This is a genomic window from Streptomyces sp. NBC_01255, from assembly GCF_036226445.1.
GTDB lineage: Bacteria > Actinomycetota > Actinomycetes > Streptomycetales > Streptomycetaceae > Streptomyces.
In genome coordinates, this window is record NZ_CP108474.1 from 7,587,983 (window position 1) to 7,611,854 (window position 23,872).

21 protein-coding genes are annotated in these 23,872 nt (G+C 73.6%); 9 read left to right on the forward strand and 12 right to left on the reverse strand.

All coding sequences use genetic code 11. From position 1 onward, the window contains the following. Positions 1-2 precede the first annotated feature (2 nt). The 3 genes from OG357_RS34450 to OG357_RS34460 all read right to left on the reverse strand — a co-directional run bounded on the left by OG357_RS34450 (position 3) and on the right by OG357_RS34460 (position 2,421). On the reverse strand, positions 3-1,169 hold the full coding sequence (locus OG357_RS34450; RefSeq protein WP_329625785.1) for a lipase: 1,167 nt from the start codon (positions 1,167-1,169) through the stop codon (positions 3-5). Between the two features lie 115 nt (positions 1,170-1,284). Then, on the reverse strand, positions 1,285-1,938 hold the full coding sequence (locus OG357_RS34455; RefSeq protein ID WP_329624838.1) for an ATP-binding protein: 654 nt from the start codon (positions 1,936-1,938) through the stop codon (positions 1,285-1,287). 177 nt (positions 1,939-2,115) lie between these two features. Beyond that, positions 2,116-2,421, reverse strand: a complete 306-nt coding sequence (locus OG357_RS34460) for a hypothetical protein (protein WP_317593481.1) — start codon at positions 2,419-2,421, stop codon at positions 2,116-2,118. Positions 2,422-2,593: 172 nt separating this feature from the next. Between OG357_RS34460 and OG357_RS34465 the strand changes: the two genes are divergently transcribed. Next, positions 2,594-3,784: a PLP-dependent cysteine synthase family protein gene (locus tag OG357_RS34465; RefSeq protein ID WP_329624839.1), complete on the forward strand. Its 1,191-nt coding sequence runs from the start codon at positions 2,594-2,596 to the stop codon at positions 3,782-3,784. On the opposite strand, the gene OG357_RS34470 is transcribed toward OG357_RS34465, so the two are convergent. Then, the gene (locus OG357_RS34470; RefSeq protein ID WP_329624840.1) at positions 3,744-4,244 is read right to left on the reverse strand and encodes an SRPBCC family protein; all 501 of its coding nucleotides are present in this window, start codon (positions 4,242-4,244) and stop codon (positions 3,744-3,746) included. The genes OG357_RS34465 and OG357_RS34470 overlap by 41 nt on opposite strands. A gap of 130 nt (positions 4,245-4,374) precedes the next feature. Between OG357_RS34470 and bla the strand changes: the two genes are divergently transcribed. Then, positions 4,375-5,301 (forward strand): class A beta-lactamase, encoded by a 927-nt coding sequence (gene bla, locus OG357_RS34475; protein ID WP_329624841.1) that lies wholly within the window; start codon positions 4,375-4,377, stop codon positions 5,299-5,301. 27 nt (positions 5,302-5,328) lie between these two features. On the opposite strand, the gene OG357_RS34480 is transcribed toward bla, so the two are convergent. Together OG357_RS34480 and OG357_RS34485 are read right to left on the reverse strand one after the other, a co-directional pair. Next, positions 5,329-5,766 (reverse strand): SRPBCC family protein, encoded by a 438-nt coding sequence (locus tag OG357_RS34480; RefSeq protein ID WP_329624842.1) that lies wholly within the window; start codon positions 5,764-5,766, stop codon positions 5,329-5,331. After that, on the reverse strand, positions 5,763-6,590 hold the full coding sequence (locus tag OG357_RS34485) for a DeoR/GlpR family DNA-binding transcription regulator (protein ID WP_329624843.1): 828 nt from the start codon (positions 6,588-6,590) through the stop codon (positions 5,763-5,765). Before OG357_RS34485 ends, OG357_RS34480 begins: the two co-directional genes overlap by 4 nt. A gap of 133 nt (positions 6,591-6,723) precedes the next feature. Here OG357_RS34485 and OG357_RS34490 point away from each other — a divergent pair, with 133 nt between their 5' ends. Continuing rightward, positions 6,724-9,306: a hypothetical protein gene (locus OG357_RS34490; RefSeq protein ID WP_329624844.1), complete on the forward strand. Its 2,583-nt coding sequence runs from the start codon at positions 6,724-6,726 to the stop codon at positions 9,304-9,306. Here OG357_RS34490 and OG357_RS34495 read toward each other — a convergent pair. From OG357_RS34495 to OG357_RS34515, 5 genes are all read right to left on the reverse strand, one after another. Next, the gene (locus OG357_RS34495; RefSeq protein WP_329624845.1) at positions 9,276-11,684 is read right to left on the reverse strand and encodes a right-handed parallel beta-helix repeat-containing protein; all 2,409 of its coding nucleotides are present in this window, start codon (positions 11,682-11,684) and stop codon (positions 9,276-9,278) included. The genes OG357_RS34490 and OG357_RS34495 overlap by 31 nt on opposite strands. A 128-nt stretch (positions 11,685-11,812) precedes the next feature. Next, positions 11,813-12,421 (reverse strand): Rv1733c family protein, encoded by a 609-nt coding sequence (locus OG357_RS34500; protein ID WP_329624846.1) that lies wholly within the window; start codon positions 12,419-12,421, stop codon positions 11,813-11,815. 91 nt (positions 12,422-12,512) lie between these two features. Further along, a complete protein-coding gene (locus tag OG357_RS34505) occupies positions 12,513-13,337 on the reverse strand; it encodes an MOSC domain-containing protein (protein WP_329624847.1) in 825 nt (274 codons plus the stop codon). 89 nt (positions 13,338-13,426) lie between these two features. Beyond that, on the reverse strand, positions 13,427-13,936 hold the full coding sequence (locus OG357_RS34510; RefSeq protein ID WP_329624848.1) for a DUF6643 family protein: 510 nt from the start codon (positions 13,934-13,936) through the stop codon (positions 13,427-13,429). Between the two features lie 317 nt (positions 13,937-14,253). Next, complete coding sequence (locus OG357_RS34515) at positions 14,254-15,519, reverse strand: glycosyltransferase (RefSeq protein WP_329624849.1); 1,266 nt, start codon at positions 15,517-15,519, stop codon at positions 14,254-14,256. 58 nt (positions 15,520-15,577) lie between these two features. Between OG357_RS34515 and OG357_RS34520 the strand changes: the two genes are divergently transcribed. The 6 genes from OG357_RS34520 to OG357_RS34545 all read left to right on the forward strand — a co-directional run bounded on the left by OG357_RS34520 (position 15,578) and on the right by OG357_RS34545 (position 22,079). Continuing rightward, positions 15,578-16,372 (forward strand): glutamate racemase, encoded by a 795-nt coding sequence (locus OG357_RS34520; protein ID WP_329624850.1) that lies wholly within the window; start codon positions 15,578-15,580, stop codon positions 16,370-16,372. 62 nt (positions 16,373-16,434) lie between these two features. Continuing rightward, a complete protein-coding gene (locus tag OG357_RS34525) occupies positions 16,435-17,001 on the forward strand; it encodes a hypothetical protein (protein ID WP_329624851.1) in 567 nt (188 codons plus the stop codon). Positions 17,002-17,101: 100 nt separating this feature from the next. After that, positions 17,102-18,730 carry an apolipoprotein N-acyltransferase gene (lnt, locus tag OG357_RS34530; RefSeq protein ID WP_329624852.1) on the forward strand — a complete coding sequence of 543 codons (1,629 nt, stop codon included), beginning with the start codon at positions 17,102-17,104 and terminating at the stop codon, positions 18,728-18,730. Between the two features lie 10 nt (positions 18,731-18,740). Further along, on the forward strand, positions 18,741-19,223 hold the full coding sequence (locus OG357_RS34535) for an NUDIX hydrolase (RefSeq protein WP_329624853.1): 483 nt from the start codon (positions 18,741-18,743) through the stop codon (positions 19,221-19,223). 55 nt (positions 19,224-19,278) lie between these two features. Next, positions 19,279-20,106, forward strand: coding sequence for a 3-hydroxybutyrate dehydrogenase (locus OG357_RS34540; protein ID WP_329624854.1), 828 nt, complete (start codon positions 19,279-19,281; stop codon positions 20,104-20,106). 80 nt (positions 20,107-20,186) lie between these two features. Continuing rightward, positions 20,187-22,079 carry a helix-turn-helix domain-containing protein gene (locus tag OG357_RS34545; RefSeq protein ID WP_329624855.1) on the forward strand — a complete coding sequence of 631 codons (1,893 nt, stop codon included), beginning with the start codon at positions 20,187-20,189 and terminating at the stop codon, positions 22,077-22,079. A gap of 67 nt (positions 22,080-22,146) precedes the next feature. Here OG357_RS34545 and OG357_RS34550 read toward each other — a convergent pair whose 3' ends face one another. Beyond that, complete coding sequence (locus tag OG357_RS34550; protein WP_329624856.1) at positions 22,147-23,514, reverse strand: MFS transporter; 1,368 nt, start codon at positions 23,512-23,514, stop codon at positions 22,147-22,149. Between the last annotated feature and the right edge of the window lie 358 nt (positions 23,515-23,872).

A 23,872-nucleotide genomic window follows, 5' to 3' on the forward strand; every position in this document is an offset into this window, starting at 1 on the left:
TCCTACTCGGTCGGCTGCGGATGCGAGCGGGCGCGGAACGGGCCCCCGTCGGCGAAGGCGTGGGCGGCGAAGCGTTCGCCCATCCGGCGGTACGCGGCGGCGGAGGGGTGCAGGCCGTCGGGAAGGTCGTCCACCTCGGCCGGGCCGAGCAGTTCGCGTCCGTCGAGGTGGTGCAGGTGAGGATCGCGTGGTTGCCGGACCGCCACGATTCTCGCCAGCTCGTCACGGACCACCTGCAGCGACAACGCCCCGCGGGCCAGATCGGCCGGGTCGCCCAGCGCTGTGATCCTCCCGTCCCGGCCCACCGCGGTCGGGCCGGGACGCGCGTCGAGTGCCGGGCAGCTCACCGGGGAGACCACCAGCAGCGGGGTGTCCGGGTGGCCGTCCCGGATCGTGTCGAGGAATCCGTGCACCGCCGGGCCGAACGTCCGCAGTCGGAAGGTGGCCAGGCCCACGATGTTGACGCCTGTCTTGAGGCTGATCAGGTCGGCGGGCATGTCGCGGATCGTCCGGGCGACATAGGGGTCCAGCATGTCGTTGCCCGGCTGGCTGAGGTTGGTCACCTCCACGCCCCCGAGTGACGCCGCCACCACGGGCCAGGTGCCGGTGGGGCCGTCGGCTTCGAGACAGTGGCTGATGGAGCTTCCGTGGTGCACCCAGCGGGGCCGGCCGTCGGGCAGGGGCGCCAGGACCTCACCGTCGGCACGGAGCGCCACCAGTTCCGTGGGGGTCTGCTGCGGCAGCCACAGCTCGACGTTCTTCATACCGGTCGGCAGCCCGGCGAATCGTGCCGTTCCCGGCTTTCCCGGTATCAGTCGCTGCGCGGCCCCGGGGCCCGCCATCCGCACCACATGACCCAACGGCGCTCGTCGGCGCCCGGCAAGAGCACCGTCCACCGTCAGTTCCAGCATCCCGGTCGGCCGAGGCCGGGGGTCACTGTCGAGCTGCCCCGTGGAGGTGAGGACCTCGAACTCGAGCACCCGCGCATCGGTGCGGAACACCAGCCGCACGCCCGAGGGCATCACCGTTCCCCCGTAGACCGACGGGTCCTGGTACTGCTCCTTGGTCCACGCCGGCAATCGGCGCGGCATCACCCCCGCCGGCGTCCTCTCCAGGTCCAGCGCACCCCGTACCTCCACCGGCCCGCCCACCAGCGGATACTCCCGCATCGCCACTGCCACCGCTCCTCAGCTCCGGCCCGTCCGGCCGGGTAGGTGTTCAGCCGGAGCCATCGGGCCTCTCCCAGAACCTACGGCCTGTGCGCGGTCTGGCGCAGGGCACCCGCTAAAGGGCAACCGCGGGCGCGCGCGTCGGATCGGCGGCGGGGACGGTGAGCGGATCGCCGGAGCGAGGATCGGCGGGGATGCTGAGGGGGACGCCGGGGAACCGGTCGTACCGCGGGAAGGAACTCGCCGGCAGGACGTCCCGCACGGCGACCCGGCACACCTCCACCGGGACCGGGGGCGCCGGGGCCGCGAGCGTGAACCACACGACCTTCCCGTCGGCGCCGCACGGGCGGACGCCCCAACTCTCGCTGACCGCGCCGATGATGGCGAGGCCCCGGCCGGACGTGGCGAGCGCCTCCAGCGCCTCCAGCGCGTCGAGTCCGTCACCGGCGCCGTCGCCGGCGCCGCCGACGTCACCGTCGATGTCGCCGTCGTCCAGGGTTCCGGCCTTCGGTATTCGGGGGTCGTGGTCCCTGACCGAGACCGTGAGGCGGTCGAGCAGCAGCTCGATCTCGACCGTGCAGCGCTTGTCCGGCTGCGCGTGTCGGTGGACGTTGGTCAGAAGCTCGGTGACACCGAGCGCGGCATGGTCGACCAAAGCGTCGAGATGCCAGTGGCGCAGATGCGCGGAGACGATTCTGCGGACCTGTCCGATCCGCGACGGCAGGGCGTGGAGCTCCACCGCGTAATACCTGCTCGGCTCGCTGATCACGGCTGCGACTCCCCGAAGTAGTCCGGAAGAAGACGAAGATTCGGATCTCTCATGCGGTACAGCGGTACGGCGGGGTGGCGACCCAAGCACAACGTCACCACCTGTGAACCCTCGGTGAGGTGGTACCAGCGTGAACCAGTGGTGACCGGGCCGCAACTCGCCGCGAACCGTGGCAGGTCAGCGCCCGGCAGCCCGCCTCAGCGCCGCGAGAAAGCTTCCCGACTCCTTGGTCCCGTCGCCGTCCCCGTGGTGCAGGGTCAGCCGGTACCGGGTCCCGTTCACCGTCGCCACCGCCTCGTCGGCCTTGGCGAACCACGGCCGCCCGGCGCGTACGGCGGTCACCGGCGCGCTGTCGATCTCGCTGCCGTAGCTCGTGAGCAGCGCGAGCCGGCCGTCCTCGATCCGTACCTCTCCCGCGCGCGTCAGGGCGCGCGGCCAGCGTGCGATCCGTACGCCCCGCGCGCTGAACTCGGGTTCCGCCATGCCGGTCCACCCCTTTCACCCGGTTGCCCCACCAGTGTGCCGGGCGGCCCGCGACCGCACCAGTAGCCCCGCCACAAGGGATGCCTATGGGACATCAAAGGGAACGTTTGCCCAGGTGGGAGGGGTATCGTCGGCATCGGGAAGCAGTGTTGGCAAGCGAGGAGTGGGACGGATGAGCACCACGGAGAACAGCGCGACCGCGGCGCCGGCAACCACGGGGCCGGCGGCCACGGGGCCGGCGGCCACGGCACCGTCGACCACGGCACCGGCGACCCTCGACGTCGACCACAGCGATCCGGCGTACCGAGCCTGGCTGAAGGAGGCCGTCCGCAAGGTCCAGGCCGACGCCAACCGCTCCGCCGACACCCACCTCCTGCGCTTCCCGCTCCCCGAGAAGTGGGGCATCGACCTCTACCTCAAGGACGAGTCGACCCACCCCACCGGCAGCCTCAAGCACCGCCTCGCCCGCTCCCTCTTCCTCTACGGGCTCTGCAACGGCTGGATCCGGCCGGGCAAGCCCGTCATCGAGGCCTCCAGCGGCTCGACCGCCGTCTCCGAGGCGTACTTCGCGAAGCTCGTCGGCGTGCCCTTCATCGCCGTCATGCCCCGCACGACCAGCCCCGAGAAGTGCCGGCTCATCGAGTTCCACGGCGGGGAGTGTCACTTCGTCGACGACTCGCGGACGATCTACGAGGAGTCCGCGGCCCTCGCCGCGCGCACCGGCGGCCACTACATGGACCAGTTCACCTACGCCGAGCGGGCCACCGACTGGCGCGGAAACAACAACATCGCCGAATCGATCTACCAGCAGCTGACGTTGGAGCGCTACCCGGAGCCCGCCTGGATCGTGGCCACCGCGGGCACCGGCGGCACCTCGGCGACGATCGCCCGCTACGTCCACTACATGCAGCACGACACCCGGATCTGTGTCGCCGACCCCGAGAACTCCTGCTTCTTCGACGGGTGGACGCACAACGACCCCGGCGCGACCGCCGACTGCGGTTCGCGCATCGAGGGCATCGGCCGCCCCCGCATGGAGCCGAGCTTCGTCCCCGGCGCGATCGACCGCATGATGAAGGTCCCCGACGCCGCGAGCGTCGCCGCCGTCCGCGCCCTGGAGACGGCCATAGGGCGCAAGGCGGGCGGCTCCACCGGCACCGGCCTCTGGAGCGCCTTCAAGATCGTGGCCGAGATGGTCGAGCAGGAGCGCACCGGCAGCATCGTCACGCTGATCTGCGACCCGGGCGAGCGCTACCTCGACAAGTACTACTCCGACGACTGGCTGGCCGCCCAGGGCCTGGACATCGCCCCGTACAGCGCCGCTATCGAGCGGTTCCTGGCGACGGGGGCCTGGCCGGAGTGAGCCGCCGGTCCAGGCGGCGCGCCGCGTCCCGGAAGGACAGCCCCACGCCGGGGCGGGCGAGGAGCAGCGCGAGCCGGACCGGAGCCGCGCCGTCGACGGCCATCGTCCACCGCAGGCGCGTGCCCTTCCCGGCGGGGGAGAGGGCCCACTCCTCCGCGAGCGCCGTCACGCCGGGGGCGTTCGTCAGGTCCACCCGGTAGCCGTACCGGATGTCGGGCTCGGCGGCGAGGATCGTCTCCTCGAAGACGATCCCGCCCCGCAGTCGTATGGTCCGGCCCGCCCCGTCCCCCGTCGGGACGGCGGAGGTGACGGCCGTGAACCAGGCCGGCAGGCTGCCCACCTCCACGGCCACGGACCGGTAGACGGCCGACGGCGGAGCCGCCAGCGTCGCCGTGTGGACGAGACGGACGGGCGCGGTCGTGGTGAAGTCGAGCTCCACCGGCCTCAGTCGGCGTGCCATGGACCGAACCTCCCCAGGACGGATGTGGAAGTGAACCCTAGCTGACGGCATGTCAATGGCACAGGGTGGCGGCGGCCTCCGCGCATGATGGCCTGCGCAGGGATCTCGCCGGACCGGAAGGGGAACCACCTTGTCCACCACAGCACCGCACCCGTCCCGCCGCACCGCACTCGCACTCGGCGCCGGCACCGCGCTCGCCTCCGTCCTCCCGGTCGGGGGGACGGCCCGTGCTTCGACGGCCCGAGGTGGCCGCGACCGTCTCACCACCCGGCTGCGGGAACTGGAAGGTGAGCACTCCGCCCGCCTGGGCGTGTTCGCGCACGACGTCCGCACCGGCCGGACGGTGGCGTACCGCGCCGACGAGCGCTTCCCGATGTGCTCGGTGTTCAAGACCCTCGCCGCCGCTGCCGTGCTGCGCGACCTCGACCACGACGGCACGTTCCTGGCGAAGCGCGTCCGCTACACGGAGGCGCTGGTCGAGCGGTCGGGCTTCTCGCCGAGGACCGGGCTGCCGGAGAACCTCGCCGACGGGATGACCGTCGCCGGGCTCTGCGACGCGACCCTCCGCTACAGCGACAACGCCGCCGCGAATCTGCTTCTGCGCGCACTGGGCGGGCCGACGGCCGTCACCCGGTTCGCCCGGTCGATCGGGGACGGCGTCACCCGACTGGACCGCTGGGAACCCGAGTTGAACTCCGCCGAGCCCTGGCGCGACACCGACGTCACCACCCCGCGCGCCATCGGCCGGACCTACGGGCGCCTCGTCCTCGGCGACGCGCTGACGCCCCGGGACCGCGACCGGCTGACCCGCTGGATGCTCGCCAACACCACCAGCGGCGAGCGGTTCCGCAAGGGGCTGCCCGCCGACTGGATCCTCGCCGACAAGACCGGCGGCGGGCGGTACGGCGGCAACAACGACGTAGGCATCGCCTGGCCGCCGGCCGGCGGCCCGGTCCTGCTGGCCGTCCTGACGGCCAAGCCCGAGGAGGACGCGACGGCCGACAACCTGCTCGTGGCCAGGGCCGCGGCCCTGGTGGCGGCGGAACTCCGCCCGTAGGGCTACGCCCGGATCGGCAAGGAACACCTAAGGGCGGAGCAAGCCGTCCACGGCCCGGCCGAACAGGACCCGCCCCGCACGCGCCAGGACCGGGTCGAAGGCGCGGGGGAGTCCTCGTACCGCGAGCTCCTCCGTCCACTCGACCCGGCAGCCGCCGTCCGGGGCTCCCGTCACCGCGACCTCCGCCCAACCCCGCACGACCCGGCCGGACTTCGCCAGGCGGCACACGCCCTGCCGCCCGGCCTCCGGCGGCTCCCAGCGCACGACCTCCATCGGGTCGTCGAAGGCCAGCCGGCCGATCCCGGTCCGCGCCGTGAACCGCGTCCCGGCCCCGCTCGGCCCCGGCGTGAGGACCCTCGTCCGGGTCAGCGGCACCTGCCGGCCGTGCGCCGGCCAGTCCGTTAGCCGCCGCCACACCTCGTCCGGTGCCAGCGGTACGGTCCGCTCGACCCGGAACAGGGTCACGCCGGTTCCTCGCCCGCCACCACGACCCCCGGCAGGTGCTCCGCCACCTCGCCGCGTACGTCCTCGCCCAGGCCGCGGTCCGTCACCCAGGTGTCGACCTCGCCCAGGTCGGCGAAGGAACTCAGGCCCACCGTCCCCCACTTGGTGTGGTCCGCGACCACCACCACCCGGCGCGCCGACCGCATCAGGCAGCGGTTCGTCTCCGCCTCCGCGAGGTTCGGCGTCGACAGTCCGGCCTCGACCGAGATGCCGTGCACCCCGAGGAAGAGCAGGTCGAAGTGGAGTGAGCGGATCGCCCGGTCCGCCACCGCCCCGACCAGCGCGTCGGACGGCGTGCGTACCCCGCCCGTGAGGACGACGGTCGCCGCCCCGCGGCGCACCTCGCCCCCGCCGCCGGCCAGTTGCGCCTCGTGGAACACGTCCGCGACCCGCACCGAGTTGGTCACCACCGTCAGATCCGGTACGTCGAGCAGATGCCGGGCCAGTGCGTACGTCGTCGTCCCGCCGGACAGGGCGATCGCCGTGCCCGGCGCGACCAGGGCCGCCGCGGCCCGCGCGATCTCGTCCTTGGCGCTCGGTTCGAGCACCGACTTGGCTTCGAAGCCCGGCTCATGGGTGCTCGCCTCGACCACCGGCACGGCCCCGCCGTGCACCTTCGCCAGCATGCCCTGCCGGGCCAGCGCGTCCAGGTCGCGGCGGATCGTCATGTCCGAGACGTTCAGCCGCCGGGTCAGTTCGTTGACCCGTACACCGCCGCGCCGCCGGACCTCGTCGAGGATCAGGGCGCGCCGCTGCTCCGCGAGGAGGTTCTGGTTGTCAGTCACCGCCGGGGCCGGTCCTTCCGCAGGGGACGAGGGATCAGTGTCGGATTCGGTGAGAGACCGTGCGCTGCCGTATGGCCGTCCGCGATCCTGTTTCCGACGTCGCATCCTCCCACCCAGAGAGGAAGTCCCCTAAGTGTCCCCTGCCACACCCGCCCCGGAGACCGGGGGCGCGGCGCTCGAACTCCTCGTCCACGGAGTCGGCGGAGCCACCCCGCAGTCCATGCTCGACGACCCCAGGACCGTACGCGTCACCGGCGACGGGACCGCCGCCGTGTACCGGCGGACCGAGGACCTCGACGCCGAGGAGCACCCCGAGCGGTACGCCGCACGGCCGGTGCCGGAGGCGTACTGCTGGTCCAACCTCACCTCCGGCGACGGCACGCGCGCCCTGTGGCTGCTGCTTCTGCCCTTCATGGTCGCCAACCTCGCCCACTGGATGCGCCCGCCCGCCCAGGGCCGGCCCGGACTCGTCCGGCTGTACGGGGTCCTCGTCCGGCTCGTCGCCCTCACCCTCACCGTGCTCCTCACCGCCGCGGCCTGCGAGGTCGCGCTCGATCTGACGGCCTGGCAGTGCGCCGGCACCGCGGCCTGCTCCGACGCGTACTCCTGGCTCGGCTTCCTCGCCGCCGACCGCGGCGGCTGGTGGTCCGCGCCGGGGCGCCGCCTCGCCCTCGCCGCGCTCGTGCCGACGGCGCTCGTCGGTCTGCTCTGGTACCTGTCCAACCGGACCTGGAGCGCGTACGAGGCCCAGCGCCCGCCCACCGGCTACGACGCCCCCATGCCGGAGCCGAAAGCCGACACCCAGGCCGACGCGCAAACCGACACCCAGGCCGCCCCTCAAGCCGACGCCCAGGCCGCCCCTCAAGCCGACGCCCAGGCCGCCCCTCAAGCCGACGCCCAGGCCGCCCCTCAAGCCGACGCCCAGGCCGCCCCTCAAGCCGACGCCCAGGCCGACACGGAGACCGCAGACCTGGAGGAACCCGTCCCCGAGGGCCCCGCCCCGGCCGAAGCCGGGCCCACCCCCGCCGAGCTCCGCCCCGCCCTCGGCCGTCCCGGTTTCTGGTACGGGCGCCGCCTCGTCGCCCGGCTCCGTGGCGCGCACACCGCCGCCGGGTTCCTCACCGTCGCCGCGGCCCTCGCCACCGTCACTGCCCGCCATGACACGGGGGCGCTCGCGGCCTGCGGCCTCGCGCTCCAGGCCGCCCTCGTCGCCCTCGGCGCCGTCGTCCTGTGGGTCGTCTGCCGGCGGGGCCGCAGCGAGCGCCGTCTCGACCTGCGCGTCGAGCGCGCCCTCGTCTCCTGGCTGCCCGGGTCCGCCCTCGCCCTGCTCGCCCTCGCCGCCGTGCACGCCGGCTGGTCCCGTCCCGGCTGGGTCTCCCACGGCACCCTCCCCGGGGACGCCGCCTTCGGCACCCTCACCCTCGCCCAGGGCGGCCTCGTCGTCGCCCTCGGCGTGGTCGCCCTGCTCCTCCAGCGCCCCCGCAGGGACCCGCGCACCGCGCTGCGCGGACTCGGCGGCCCCGCCGTCGCCATGCTCGCCTGCGCCCTTGCCGGCGTCATGTCCGGCGGCGTCGCCCAGCGCGTCGCCGACTGGCTCGACGGCCCCGGCGCGGGGGAGGGCCCCCGGATCGGGCCGCCCGTGCTGCTCAGCTGGCAGGCGTCCGTGATCCCCGTGCTGCTCCTGCTGCTGCTCGCACCCGCCGCCCTCCTCGCCGTACGGACCGTGCTCGACGCGCGGCGGCTGCGGCCCGCCGTCGAGGCCGACTACGGCGCCGCGGGCGAGCCGGACCCGGTCCGCACCGGACAGATCGCGGCGGGCCGGGCCCGTGCGGGGCTCACCGACTCCGCGCCCGTCCTCGTCGGAGTCGTCTCCGGCGCGACCCTGCTCCTCGGGGCCGCGTCCGTCGCCGGAGCCTGGGCCAGCGGAAACGTCCCCGGCCGTGCCTTCGACGGGGCCCACCCCGCGATCGCCTCCGCCGCTTCCGCCGCCCAGGCCCTCGGCTCCTGGATGATCGGCCTAGGCTTCCTGCTCTTCGTCACCTGGGGCCGCCGCGCCTACAAGGACGCCTCGGCCCGCCGTACCATCGGCATCCTCTGGGACGTCGGCACTTTCTGGCCGCGGGCCGCCCACCCCTTCGCCCCGCCGTGTTACGCCGAACGGGCCGTCCCCGACCTCACCTGGCGCATGAGCTCCTGGACCCGCGGCACCGGTGGCCGGCTCGTCATCTCCGGCCACTCGCAGGGCAGCGTCCTTGCCGCGGCCGCCGTCTGGCAGCTGCCGCCCGCCACTCGCGGCCGGGTCGCGCTCCTCACCTACGGCTCACCCCTGGAGCGGCTCTACGGGCGCTGGTTCCCCGCCTACTTCGGACCCGAGGCGCTCCGCTCCCTCCACCGCACGGTCCACTGCTGGAGCAACCTCCACCGCGCCACCGACCCCATCGGCGGCCCCGTCCGTGTCCCCGCGGAGGCGGACCGGCCGGCCGTCGACGGGGACGTGCTGCTCGACCCCGTCGCGTACGGCCGCACCCGTGAACACCCGCTGCCGGAACCGATCCTGGGCCACTCCGACTACCAGGCCGACCCGGCGTTCGCCCGGCACCGCTCCGCACTTCTCGACCGGCTGCCACCCGCCCTGCCCCGTCAGCGCGAGCCGAACGACGGTGACCGTCAGGGGAGTTCCGGCCGTCAGGGGAGTTCGGGAAGGTCCTCCGGATAGAGCAGGGTCAGGTCGTCCGTGCTCGGCTCGGCGAGCGCGGCGACCCGGCCCGCGTGCCGCTCCACCATCGACTCGAACGTCTGCCGCGCCGTACGGCCGTTGCCGAAGGCCGGGCCCTTGGGCAGCTTCGTGAAGTAGGTGAGCAGTGCGTCGTCCGTGCCCGGTACGAGGCGGTACTCGTGCTCGTCTGCCTGCTGCCCCACGATCCGCAGGAGCTCGTCCGGCGCGTAGTCGCCGAAGCTGATGGTCCGTGAGAAGCGGGATGCCACACCGGGGTTGACGGTGAGGAAGCGCTCCATCTCCGCAGTGTACCCGGCGACGATGACGACCACCGCGTCGCGGTGGTCCTCCATCAGCTTCACCAGCGTGTCGATCGCCTCGCGGCCGAAGTCCCGCCCCGAGTCCTCCGGCGACAGCGCGTAGGCCTCGTCGACGAACAGCACGCCGCCGCGCGCCCGGTCGAAGGCCTCCTGCGTACGGATCGCGGTCGAGCCGATGTGCTCGCCGACCAGGTCCACCCGGGAGACCTCCACCAGGTGGCCCCGCTCCAGGACGCCGAGCGAGGCGAGGATCTCGCCGTAGAGCCGGGCCACGGTCGTCTTGCCGGTGCCGGGGTTGCCGGTGAAGACCAGATGGCGGCGGACCGAGGCCGCCTTGAGGCCCGCCTCCTGACGCCGGCGCCCCACCTCGATCATGTTGGTGAGCGTCCGCACCTCGTGCTTCACGCTCTCCAGGCCCACCAGAGCGTCCAGTTCGCCGAGGACGTCCTGCGAGGAACGGGCCTCGGGCACCGGAACCACCGGCGCCGGGGCGGCGGCCGGCTGGGTACGGGGCACGGGAACCGACCCGAGGACCCCCGACGGCTGCGTGGCCGTCAGGACGGTGCCGCCGTCGGGCACGGAGGAACGGACCGCGCTCTCGTCGCTGGTGCAGTCCTCCGCGACCGCGCCCTCCTCCGGGAACTCGTACCCGCCGCGCGCGCACCGCTCCGTACGGCACTTGCGCAGGCTCGTCCGGCAGCCGTCCGTCACATGGAACCCGTATCCGCCGCTGCCCGTGACCCGGCAGCCGTGGAAGGAGCCGCGGCCCTCGGCCGACACGTAGAAACCGGCCTCGGCGGGCGAGGTGACCGTGCACCGGTCGATCGTGGGGTCGGCGCCCTTCGTGACGATGACCCCGGTCTGCACGGCGTCGATCGTGCACCCCGCGAGGGTGCCGCCGCTGCCGTGGTCCCGGAACCAGGCGCCCGTGGAGGCCTCCCGGATCCGGCAGTCGTCGAGCTGCGCCGTCGCCCCGTCGCTCACCGACACCGCCGTGTTCCGCACCTGCGACAGGTCGCTGTCGACCACGTCCACGCGCGAACCCCGGTCGAGGACGAACAGCGCGTCCGGCACGTCGTGCACCCGGCAGGCGTCGAGGACGACGGTCGCGCCGTCGCTCACCCACACCGCCGGGTAGTCGCCCGTACTGTCGTGGATCTCGCACTGGTTGGCGTCCACGCGCGTGCCCGGATCCCACACCGACAGGCCGTTGCGGCCGAAACGGCGGACCGTCGACCGGGTCAGTGTCAGCACCGAGCGCGAGCGCAGGTCGACCGCGTTCTCCGGGACGTCGTGGATGTCGCAGTCCGAGAGCGTCAGGACGGCGTCCGTGTCGAGAGTGATGCCGTCCGCCGACGTGCGGTGCACCGACGAGTCGGTGAGGTGCGCGGTGGCACGCGCCGCGATCTGGATGCCGGCGCCCTTGATCTCGTACACCTCGCAGCCGACGCCCTCCAGGCCGCTGCCCTCGCCGGTGACGGCGATCCCGGCACCGGAGGCATGGTGCACGCGGCAGCGCTCCAGGCGCGGATGCGCCCCGCCGCGCACCGAGACGCCCGCCTGGCCGGCGGAGACCACCTCGCACTCCTCGAACACCCCACCCGCGCCGTCGACCACCGCGATGCCGACCCCGGCCGGGTTGTCGATCGTGCACCGGCGGACGGTCGGGCGGGCGGCACCCCGCACCTCGATCCCGGCGGCCGAGCGCGTCATGATCCGCAGGTCGAGCAGCTCGGGCGTGCCGTCCTCGACGAGCAGCGCGGGCGCGGCGACGTCCTGCCCCTCGATGTGCAGGTCCTGGACGGTGACGGAGGCGCGGACGGTCAGCGCCACCCCGTCCGGCGGCGCGATCCGCACCGAGCCGACCGACCCCTCGGGGCCGCGCAGGGTGACGGCCCGCCGCACGACCAGGTTCTCCCGGTAGGTGCCGGGCGCGACGGTGAGGACGTCCCCGTCGCTCGCGGCCTCCAGGGCGGCGGCGAGAGAGGCGTACTCACCCGTGCGGCGCCGCCACCGCGATGTGCCGGTGTGCGTCACCTGGACCGTGCCCTGTGCCATGGGTGTGCCCTGCCCCCGCCTGATGCCTCGCCGCTGTTCCGATGCCCCACCGTAGCGCGCGCGGTCGGTGGGGGTTGACGGGTCGTGAGGGCTTACTCGTACGGGTAGGCCGGCGGCGTCGGTACGGGTCAGCTGCCGGTGTCCGCACGGCCCCAGTCGGGGCCCGCCGAGGCCCACGCGCGGTCGAGGCGCGCGTACCGCCGCAGGACGAGGCGGCGTACAACGAAACGGCGGACGGTCTCCACCAGGAGGCCGGTGAGGAGCGCGGCCATCACACCGGCGATGGCCGCGTGCGCGCGGGCCGTGCCCGCAGGCATCGGCGGCGACACCGGGCGCCCGTCCCGGTCGGTCCAGAGGGCGAAGGCGTCGCCCGGCGTGGAGTGCCGCCTCGCCGTGGGCACCGTTCCCGTCCGGGCCGTGCCGTCCGGGGCGGTCCAGCGCGCCACCACGGACCGGCGCAGCCGCTCCTCCCCGGCGGTCTCGGTGGTACGGGGGCCGCTCGCGGGTCCGTCGGCGAGGCGCACGACCCGGGCCGTCGTCGGCAGTCGCTGCTCCGCTTGCGTGCGGACCGCGCGCTGGAGCGAGCCGTGCGCGGACGAGCCCGCGGCCCAGCCGACCAGGGGCACGAGGAGGCAGAGGAGCGTGGCGGCCGTGAAGGCGACCCACGCCTCGACCAGATCCGTGGTCCGGCACAGCGGATTGCGCCGCCAGCGCCAGACTCCGGTGGCTGCCCGCACGTCAGGACCCCCTCGTTGTTCGCCGCTCTTCCAACGAGTGTGCCCCGGGCGAGCGTTCCCCGCCTGTCGGGCCGACGGGAACGCGCGCGTGTCAGTCGAGGATCTTCACGAGGTCGCCGACCCGGACCGTGCCGCGGTGCTCGGGGACGAGGTTCTGGCCGAAGAAGACACGGCCGTCGCGCTTGCGGTGCAGGGCGAGGGAGCGCAGCGGCTCTTTGCCCCGCTCGGCGGTGAACTGGTTTGTCGTGGTGACGACACAGCGCCCGCAGGGCCGGGCGACGCGGAAGGTGACCTCGCCGACGGCGAGCCGGGTCCAGCCGTCCTCCGCCCAGGGGTCGGTGCCCTCGATCACGAGGTTCGGGCGGAACCGGTTCATCGGCAAGGGGCCCTCGTGGGCGTGGTCGCCGTCCTCGATGAAGGAGTTCAGCGAGTCGAGCGAGGCCGTCGTGGCGGCGAGGAGCGGATAGCCGTCCGCGAAGCTCACCGTCTCGCCGGGCAGCGCGTACGCGGGGTCGACCGGCCGCCGGTGCTCCGGGGCGTCCATGTGGACGAGCCGGGCGTCCGTCCCCAGGTACGAGGAGAGCCAGGCGGCCGCCTCGTCACCGGCCGGGATCGCCTCCACGTACTTGTCGAAGATCTCCATCGTGACCGTGGCCGCGGGGGACGGCACCGCGACCTCCAGTGTCCGGTGTCCGGGCGCGGACAGTGCGACGCCGCCGTTCGCCAGGAGCTCCGCCGTGGCCAACGCCATCCGGGGGTGACGGCGTTGGGTCACGACCTTGCTCGCGGCGTCGACGACGGCCCAGCGACGGTCCCCGGCGAGCCCCCAGGGCTCCACCTCGGCCTCCGAGGGGGCCAGTGCGCGCATGGCCTTCACCGGATGGACGTGGACGGAGCGGAGTACAGGTGTGGACATACCGCCATCCTGCCAGCCGCTCCGGACCGCGTCGGACCTCGGTGGAGGGCGCCTCCGGCCGGTGCCCTCGGCCGGTGCCTCCGGCCCGGTCAGTAACCTCCGCCCTGGTAGGGGCGGTTGTACGGGTCCTGATACATCGCCGGTGCCGGGGCCGGGACGGGCGCCGGAGCCGGTACGGGCCGCGGGGCGGCCGGGCGCATCGCCTCGTACCCCTGGGCGGCCGGGCGGGGCTGCTGCGGGTACCCGCCGCCCTGGTAGCCGCGCGGGGCGACCGGCTGCTGCGGGATGTACGGGGTGGGGGCGTGCTGGAGCGGTACGGGGGCCATCTGCTGGGAGGGCTGCGGATAGCCGTACCCGCCGCCGTAGGCGGGGGCGGGGTGCGGGGTGGGCGCCGCCGGAAGGGCGGGCAGGGCCGCGGGGAGCGCCGGCAGGTAAGAACCGCTTCCGGGGAAGCTGCCGGTGTCGTAGGCGGCGGGCACTCGGATCGGGGCGATCTGAGGCGTGCCCCGCTCCGCGACCAGGGAGTCGTAGATCGGGGTGTCCGGGAAGGACGGCGCGGTGTGGTAACCGCCTCCATAGGAGGAGCGGGGGGAGGTCATGGCACATAAGTTAAGCCCACGATGTGCTGGATGGGGAGACTGATTAGAGGGTTGTTTGACGGGCTTCGTGAACAGATGGATCCCCAATCCGAGCGAACGTGACAAAAACGGGCGTCGCGCGGCACCAAGATCGCGTAAAAGCCGAGTTCGGAGGGGGTTACCGGCGGGTTGCGGCCCTCTGAGGCGCCCGGCGTACCCCGGCGTGAAGAACACATAAAGAAAAGGTGCCGGGAAGGCGTGTAAGAAGTGATCATGGGCATGCTTAGGCGTCAATCCGAGGGAACGGGGGGCGACGCGCACGCGCCGAATTGACGGCGCTACTCCCCGTGTCGGGAAACGTAATTTCCGGCGTACGTGCGTCCCTTCCACGCCGACCCCCGGCCGCGGTAGTGCTGCACGGCGGAGTCCACGGTCATCAGGAGATAGAGGAGCGCGGTGAAGGGGAGCAGGGGCGCGAGCCACAGCGGCTGCCGGTAGTAGCGGAGCATCGGCACGTACGTCCCCGCCATCACCGCCCAGGCAACACCCCCGGCCCACGCCGCCACCGCGTCCCGCGTCACCGCGCCCGCCGTCAGGGCCACCGGCGGCACCAGATAGACCACCACCAGACCCGCCACCGTCCCCGCGAGCACCGGCGGGCTGTACCGCAACTGCGCGTACGCGCTCCGCGACACCATCCGCCACAGCTCGGCGAGGCCCGGGTAGGGGCGGATGCTGTCGACCCGCTCCGCGAGCCCCAGCCAGATCCGCCCGCCCACGCGCCGTACCGCCCGCGCGAGCGACACGTCGTCGATCACCGCCCGCCGGATCGCCTCCGGCACACCGGCCGCCGCCGCCGTCTCCGTCCGCAGCAGGACGCAGCCGCCCGCCGCGGCCGTCGCGCGGGGCCGCGCGCTGTTGATCCAGCGGAAGGGGTAGAGCTGCGCGAAGAAGTAGACGAACGCGGGCACGACCAGCCGCTCCCACGGGCTCGCGACGCGCAGCCGGGCCATCTGTGAGACCAGGTCCAGGTCGTTCGCCCGCGCCGCCGCGACGAGCAGCCGCAGACTGTCCGGCTCATGGGCGATGTCCGCGTCCGTCAGGAGCAGGAACTCCGGCTCACGCGCGCGTGCCAGGGCGATCCCGTGCCGCAGCGCCCACAGCTTTCCCGTCCAGCCGGGCTCCGGCTCGCCGGGCGACACGATGGTCAACGGCAGCCCACCGAGCCGGTCGACCGGCTCGACCGGCGCGGCCCGCTCGACCGGCGCGGCGCGCTCGGCCCGCGCGGCGCGCTCCGCTCGCTCCGCCAGTTCGGCGGCGAGCGGGCCGGTGCCGTCCGTGCTCCCGTCGTCGACGAGGATCACCTCGGCCTCGCCGGGATAGTCCTGCGCCAGCAGCGACGGCAGGCTCAGGGGCAGCACCTCGGCCTCGTCCCGCGCCGGTACGACGACGACCACCCGCGGCCAGCCGCCCTCGGCGGGCACGCCCCGGCCCGCGTCGACCGGCGGCAGACGCTGGTCCGTCCGCCAGAAGAAGCCCTGGCCGAGCAGCAGCCAGAACCAGGCGGCCAGGGAAGCGATCGCGAACCAGGCGAGGGTGCTCATTCGCCGCAGTCTGCCCCAGATCGCCGGGTGTGCGAGGCCCATCGGCTAGGGTGACCGGGTGAAGATCGCGCTCATGGATTCCGGAATCGGCCTGCTCCCGGCGGCAGCCGCGGTGCGCCGGCTGCGGCCGGACGCCGATCTGCTCCTCTCCAACGACCCCGACGGCATGCCGTGGGGTCCGCGTACCGCCGAGGACCTCACCGAGCGCGCCCTCGCGGTCGCCCTCGCCGCCGCCGAGCACGGCCCCGAAGCGCTCATCGTGGCCTGCAACACCGCCACCGTGCACGCCCTGCCCTCCCTGCGCGCCGCCCTCGAACCGCACATCCCCGTCATCGGCACCGTCCCCGCCATCAAGCCCGCCGCCACCGGCGGCGGCAAGGTCGCGATCTGGGCCACCCCGGCGACCACCGGCAGCGCCTACCAGCGCGGACTCATCCGCGAGTTCGCGGACGGCGCCGAGGTGACCGAGGTGCCCTGTCCGGGGCTCGCCGACGCCGTGGAGTACGGCGACCGGGACGCCGTGGACCGGGCCGTCGCCGCGGCCGCCGCCCTCACCCCGGCGGACGTCCGCGCCGTCGTCCTCGGCTGCACCCACTACGAGCTGGTCGAGGAGCGCATCCTCGCCGCCCTGGAGGCGCGCGGCCGGGCCGCGCTGCCGCCGATCGTCTTCCACGGCTCCGCCGACGCCGTCGCCGCGCAGGCGCTGCGCCGGATCGGCGCCGAGCCCGCGCCCGACGCGGACCCCACCGGCGGCCTCACCGTCCTGCTCAGCGGCCGGCCGGGACAGCTCCCCGCCACCGCCCTCGGCTACGCCGAAGGCCGCCTCCTCGGGGCCACCGCGCCGGCTCACTGACCGTGAGGGCGTGACCGCTCTCCGGCGCGCTGTTTCGCACGATGCTGGGTACGCTTCCTGACATGAGGCAGTACCCCCGGGACCAGCGCGCCGACAAGCGGAAGCCCGCCGTCTGGACGGGCCGCGCCACCAACCGCCTTCAGTGGCTGGCGGCCGCCGCCGGTGCCGCCTGCATGGCCCTGGGCATCACGATCGCCGTCGAGTCGGCCTGGACCTCCGGCATCGCGGCTCTCCTCATGGCGGTGATCGGCTGCGTCGCGGCCGGACTCCTCGTCCTCTTCGGCACGCTCGCCTTCGTCCACGTGGCCGTCAGGGTCGACGACCGCGCCATGGAGGTCCGCTGCGGCCACATCGGCCTGCCCCGTCGGCGCATCCCCCTCTCCCATGTCGTCGGCGCCGACTTCGCCCCGAGCGTGACACCGCGCCAGTGGGGCGGCTGGGGCTACCGCTGGCGTCCCGAGAAAGGCACGGCGGTGATCGTCCGGCGGGGCGAGGCCCTGGTCCTGCGCCTCGGTGACGGCCGTACGTTCACGGTCACGGTCGACGACGCCGAGTCCGCGGTCCGGGTCATCCGCGACCGCCTCCGCCACCCGGCCCCACCGGGTCCGCCCGCCGCGACGGGCATCTGAGCCCCGGTGCTCCCCGGCCGCCGGACGGCGAGGCGACGACCCGGTCACCGGCCTCGCACCTGCCTCGGTGCCGACAGGGACGCCCCGTAGACTCCGCAAGGTGAGCGCCACCATCACCAACACCCCCGCACCCACCCCCGCGTCCGGAGCCGACGGCTCGCCCGCGCCGGGTTCCCCGCTGCGACGGTTCGTGCGGCCCGCGACGGCCCTGCTGTCCGGGCTCCTGCTCTTCCTGAGCTTCCCGCCGCGCCCCCTGTGGTGGCTCGCCCTGCCCGCCTTCGCGCTGCTCGGCTGGACCCTGCGGGGCCGCCGCCTCCGCGCCGGGTTCGGTCTCGGCTATCTGGCCGGGCTCGGCTTCATGCTCCCGCTGCTCGTCTGGACCGGCGCGGAGGTCGGCCCGGTGCCGTGGGTCGCCCTCGCCGCGATCGAGGCGCTGTTCGTCGCCGCCGCCGGTCTCGGCATCGCGGCCGTCTCCCGGCTTCCCTGGTGGCCCTTCTTCGCGGCCGGGGTGTGGATCCTCGCGGAGGCGGCACGCGCGCGTGTGCCCTTCGGCGGCTTCCCCTGGGGCAAGATCGCCTTCGGGCAGGCGGACGGCGTCTTCCTGCCACTCGCCGCCGTCGGCGGCACCCCCGTGCTCGGCTTCGCGGTCGCCCTGTGCGGCTTCGGTCTGTACGAGGCGTACCGGCAGCTCCGCGCCGCTCGCGCCGCCGGCACCGTCCCGCGCGGCCCGCTCGCCGTCGCCGCGCTCTCCGTGCTCCTTCCGGTGACCGGCGCGGTCGCCGCGCTGCCGCTCGTCGACGACACGGCCGAGGACGGCACCGCCACCGTCGCGGCCGTCCAGGGCAACGTGCCCCGCCTCGGCCTCGACTTCAACTCCCAGCGCCGCGCCGTCCTCGACAACCACGCCGCCCGCACACGCGAGCTCGCCGAGGCCGTCAAGGAGGGCCGCGAGCCGCAGCCCGACTTCGTCCTGTGGCCCGAGAACTCCTCGGACATCGACCCGTACGCGAACCCCGACGCCGCCGACGTCATCGACGGCGCCGTCCAGGCCATCGGGGTGCCCACGGTGATCGGCGCGGTCATCTCCCCGCCGACCGGCAAGCTCCGCAACACCCTCATCGAATGGGACCCGGAGCGCGGCCCCGTGGCCACGTACGACAAGCGGCACGTCCAGCCCTTCGGCGAGTACATCCCGATGCGGTCCGTCGTCCGGCTCTTCAACAGCAACGTCGACCGGGTCAGCCGCGACTTCGGCCCCGGTTCGAAGATCGGCGTCTTCGACCTCGCCGGGACCAAGGTCGGCCTCGCCACCTGCTACGAGGCGGCCTTCGACTGGGCCGTGCGCGACACCGTCACCCACGGCGCCCAGCTCATCACCGTCCCCAGCAACAACGCCACCTTCGGCCGCAGCGAGATGACCTACCAGCAGCTCGCCATGTCCCGGGTGCGGGCCGTCGAGCACAGCCGGTCGGTCGTCGTGCCCGTCACCAGCGGCGTCAGCGCGGTGATCCGCCCCGACGGCGAGATCGTCTCGCAGACGAAGATGTTCACCCCCGACGTCCTGGTCGAGGAGGTGCCGCTACGCTCCTCGCTCACCCCGGCGACCCGCATGGGCACCCTGCCCGAGGCCCTGCTCGTGGCACTCGCCGCCGCCGGCCTCGGCTGGTCGGCGCTCCGCTCCGTACGGGCCCGGCGCCGGTCCCGGACCGCGGATGATCCGATGATCTAGGGTCGGAGTCATGGCTACCCCTGACTTCATCCGTACGCTGCGCGAGACGGCCGGACACCAGCTCCTCTTCCTGCCGGGCGTGAGCGCCGTCGTCTTCGACGACCGGGGCCGGGTCCTGCTCGGGCGGCGGTCGGACAACGGGATCTGGGCGGTCATCGGCGGCATCGTCGAGCCCGGCGAGCAGCCCGCCGACTGCGCGGTGCGCGAGGTGTACGAGGAGACCGCCGTGCACTGTGTGCCGGAGCGGATCCTGCTCGTGGAGACCCTGCGCAAGCCGGTCGTCTACCCCAACGGCGACACCTGCCAATACATGGACGTCGCCTTCCGCTGCCGTGCGGTGGGCGGCGAGGCCCGGGTCAACGACGACGAGTCGACCGAGGTCGGCTGGTTCGAGGTGGACGACCTGCCGGAGATGAAGCGCTTCTCGTACCTCCGGATCGAGAAGGCACTCGCCGACGACCCCACATGGTTCCGCACCACAGAGACCGGCTGAACTGTGGGTGGAGACCACATCGGTGGGGGAGTGGCCCGTTCATAGGGTGCGGAGCATGAGCGCCCCCATCACCGCCCCCGTATCCGACACGGCCTCTCCCTCCCCCCTGCCCGGGGTCGTCGCCCTCGACCTCACCGGCCGCACCGCGCTCGTCACCGGCGCGGCCAGCGGCATCGGGCGGGCCTGCGCGCTGCGGCTCGCCGCCGCCGGGGCCCGGGTCAGAGCCGTCGACCGGGCGGCCGAGGGCCTGGAGACCCTGGCGGGCGAGGCCGCCCGCCTCCCCGGGAGCGTCGAACCCCGGCTCCTCGATCTCACCGACCTGGACGCGGCCGAGGGCGCCGCCGCAGGGGCCGACATCCTCGTGAACAACGCCGGACTCCAGCTCGTCCGCCCCATCGAGGACTTTCCGCCGGACGTCTTCCACACCGTGCTCACCGTCATGCTGGAGGCCCCCTTCCGCCTCATCCGGGGCGCGCTGCCGCACATGTACGCCCAGGGCTGGGGGCGGATCGTCAACCTGTCCTCCGTGCACGGGCTGCGCGCCTCCGCCTTCAAATCCGCCTATGTGGCCGCCAAACACGGCCTGGAAGGCCTTTCGAAGACCGCCGCCCTCGAAGGCGCCCCGCGCGGCGTCACCTCCAACTGCGTCAACCCCGGCTACGTCCGCACCCCGCTCGTCGAGCGGCAGGTCGCCGACCAGGCCGCCGCCCACGGCATCCCCGAGGAGCGGGTCCTCGCCGAGATCCTGCTCAAGGACTCGGCGCTCAAGCGGCTCATCGAACCGGCGGAGGTCGCGGAGGCGGTCCTCTACCTCTGCACCCCGCAGGCCTCGTTCATCACCGGCACCTCGCTCACCCTCGACGGCGGCTGGACCGCCCACTGAGGGACGCCCCTGCGGATGCCGCGGTGAAGGTTGTCCACAGGGGTGGTGCGACCACACGTTCGGCAGGTATCCCTGTGTCCATGTCCCACGAACACGTCTCCTACCTGGAACTCCTCGCCCGAGGAGCCGCGACGGAGGCCTACGACCGGCCCGTGCTGCTCGCCCGTGCGAGCGGCGCGGGCCCCGAGGCGCTGGCCGAGCTGGAAGAGGCCAAGCTGCTGGCCCTGCGCGTCCGGGCCGAGCTTGAGGGGCGCCGGCGGCGCGAGGCGGAGCTCTCCGCGCTCTTCGAGACCGCCCACGACCTCGCGGGACTCCGCGACCTCGACGCCGTGCTGCGCGCGATCGTCCAGCGCGCCCGCTCGCTCCTCGGCACCGAGGTCGCCTACCTGAGCCTCAACGACCAGTCCGCCGGCGACACCTACATGCGGGTCACCGAGGGCTCCATCTCCGCGCGCTTCCAGCAGGTGAGGCTCGGCATGGGCGAGGGGCTCGGCGGGCTCGTCGCCCAGACCGCCCGCCCGTACGTCACGGACGACTACTTCGACGACGCGCGTTTCCAGCACACCCGGACGATCGACACGGCCGTACGGGACGAGGGCCTCGTCGCCATCCTCGGCGTGCCGCTCAGCCTCGGCAGCCAGGTCATCGGCGTCCTCTTCGCCGCCGACCGCAGGGCCAGGGTCTTCGAACGCGAGCAGGTCGCACTGCTCTGCTCCTTCGCCGCGCACGCGGCCGTCGCCATCGACACCGCCAACCTCCTCGCCGAGACCCGCTCGGCCCTGGCGGAGCTGGAGCGGGCCAACGACATCATCCGCGAGCACAGCGGGGTCATCGAGCGGGCCTCCGAGGTCCACGACCGGCTCTCCGAGCTCGTCCTGCACGGCGGCGGCGTCCACGACGTCGCCGACGCGGTCTCCGAAGTCCTGGGCGGCACGGTCGAGTTCAGCGAGGCGGACGCCGGGTCGGCCCGCCGAGCGGAGGGCCACGCCGTCCGCGAGGGCGACGACTGGGTGGCCGCCGTATCCGCCGGAGGCGAGACCCTCGGCGCGCTCGTGCTCCGCGGCCGGCCCGCCCTCGACCCCGTCGACCAGCGGACCCTGGAGCGGGCCGCGCTCGTCACGTCCCTGCTGCTCCTCGCCCGCCGCTCGGCGGGCGAGGCAGAACAGCGCGTACGGGGCGAACTCCTCGACGACCTCCTCGACGCCCCCGACCGCGACCGCCGTCTGCTGCGCGAGCGCGCTGCCCGGCTCCGTACCGACAGCGACGCACCTCATGTCGTGCTCGCCGCCCGCATCGACCGGGTGGGCGGCGCGGCCGACACCGACGCCGGCCGCCGGGAGAGCGCCGACCGGCGGCGCCTCGGGGCGGCCGCCTCGCACCTCGCCGCCACCCGGCACGGACTCGCCTCCGCCCGCGACGGCGGCACGGTCCTGCTGCTGCCGCTCGGCCCCGGCGAGAGCGCCGCCGAGCTGGCCCGCCAGACCGCCCGCCACCTCGGCGGTACCCTGCGCGAGCCGGTCACCGTCGGCGCCTCCGCCCCCGTACGAGCGCCCCTCGACCACCCGGACCAGGTCGCCGTCGCGTACGAAGAGGCCCGCCGCTGCCTCGACGCGCTCCGGCTCCTGCACCGCTCCGGCCAGGGCGCGGCCGCCGAGGACCTCGGCTTCCTCGGGCTGCTGCTCGCGGACAGCCGGGACATCGACGGCTTCGTCGACCGGACCGTGGGCCAGGTCGTCGCCTACGACCGCCGCCGCGGCACCGACCTCGTACGCACCCTGGACGCGTACTTCGCGAGCGGCATGAGTCCCGCCCGCACCAAGGACGAACTCCACGTCCACGTCAACACGGTGGCGCAGCGCCTGGAACGGGTCGGCCGGCTCCTCGGCCCCGACTGGCAGTCCCCGGCCCGCGCCCTGGAAATCCAGCTGGCCCTGCGCCTGCACGCGCTCGCGGCGGCGGTCACGGAAAAGTGACAGGCGAAGAGCCTCGTGCCCCGCCGGCGAGCAGCGGGGCACGAGGCTCTTCGATATCCGATACCCGTCAGACGTCGGCACCGACGCGGGACTCCCGGGGGGTCCGCTCCTCGATCTCGCCGAGGTCGCGGTCGCGGGTCTCCTTGGCACAGGCGATGGCGACGACGGTGAGCAGCGCGGCGGCGATCACGTACAGGGCGATCGGGGTCGAGTTGCCGTAGTCGGCGAGCAGCGCGGTCGCGATGAGCGGCGCCGGGGCGCCGGCGGCCACGGAGGAGAACTGGGCGCCGATGGAGGCGCCGGAGTAGCGCATCCGGGTCGCGAACATCTCGGAGAAGAAGGCGGCCTGCGGCGCGTACATCGCCCCGTGGAGGACCAGGCCGACGGTCACGGCGAGCAGCAGGGAGCCGAAGGTGCCCCGGTCGATGAGCGTGAAGAACGGGAACATCCAGGCACCGACACCGATCGCGCCGATCAGGTACACGGGGCGGCGGCCGAGCCGGTCGGAGAGCGCGCCCCAGAGCGGGATCACCGCGAAGTGGACGGCGGAGCCGATGAGGACGGCGTTCAGGGCGGTCTGCTTGCTCAGACCGACCTGGGTGGTCGCGTAGACGAGGATGAACGCGGTGATGACGTAGTACGAGATGTTCTCGGCCATGCGGGCGCCCATGGCGATGAGCACGTCCCGCCAGTGGTGGCGCAGGACCGCGACCAGCGGCATCTTCTCGACCTGCCCGCCGACCGCCTTGCGCTCCTCGGCGGCGGCGAGGGCGGCCTTGAAGACGGGCGACTCGTCGACGGAGAGCCGGATCCAGAGGCCGACGATCACGAGGACGCCGGAGAGCAGGAAGGGAATGCGCCAGCCCCAGGAGACGAAGGCGGCGTCCGAGAGCAGCGCGGTGAGCGCGGACAGCACACCGGTCGCGAGCAACTGCCCGGCCGGCGCACCGGTCTGCGGCCACGAGGCCCAGAACCCGCGCCGCTTCGCGTCCCCGTGCTCGGACACGAGGAGCACGGCCCCGCCCCACTCACCACCGAGCGCGAACCCCTGCACGAGGCGCAGGACGGTCAGCAGCACCGGAGCAGCGGAGCCGACGGTCGCGTGGGTCGGCAGAAGCCCGATGGCGAACGTCGCCCCACCCATCAGAAGCAGGCTCAGCACGAGCAGCTTCTTCCGCCCGAGCCGGTCCCCGTAGTGCCCGAACACCAGCGCCCCGAGCGGCCGGGCGGCGAACCCGACGGCGTACGTCAGGAAGGACAGCAGGGTCCCGACCAGCGGATCGGACTCGGGGAAGAACAACTTGTTGAACACGAGCGCCGCGGCGGACCCGTACAGGAAGAAGTCGTACCACTCGATGGTGGTGCCGATGAGACTCGCGGCGACGATTCTCTTCAGGGAACCGGGCGGGGTCGGGGAGGGTGTTGCGGCGGCCATGTGCACCACTTCCAGGCAAGTGCGGGGACGATTCGGTGTCGCCATACCGTAGGAAGGCGCAGGTCAGGGGCGTATGTGGTGGGACACCATAGTTCGGGTGTGCCGTGTGCCCCCGGCCTCCATGGCCTGCTGTCGTGGCGCTGCCGAAGGCCTTCGTGCGGCCGGGGGAGGGGCTGTCCGGGTTGCACCGATCGGGCACGTTCTGGTGGTGCGGTGCTGACTCCCGTGCTGGTTTGGTGCTGACTGAAATCCCATGTCAGCACCCCTTCCCGCCCCTCCCGTGCTGACTTGGTGCTGACTACGCAGCGTTGAACTCCGACATCTGCGACAGACCGGGTTCCGATCCGGACTCAGGTGT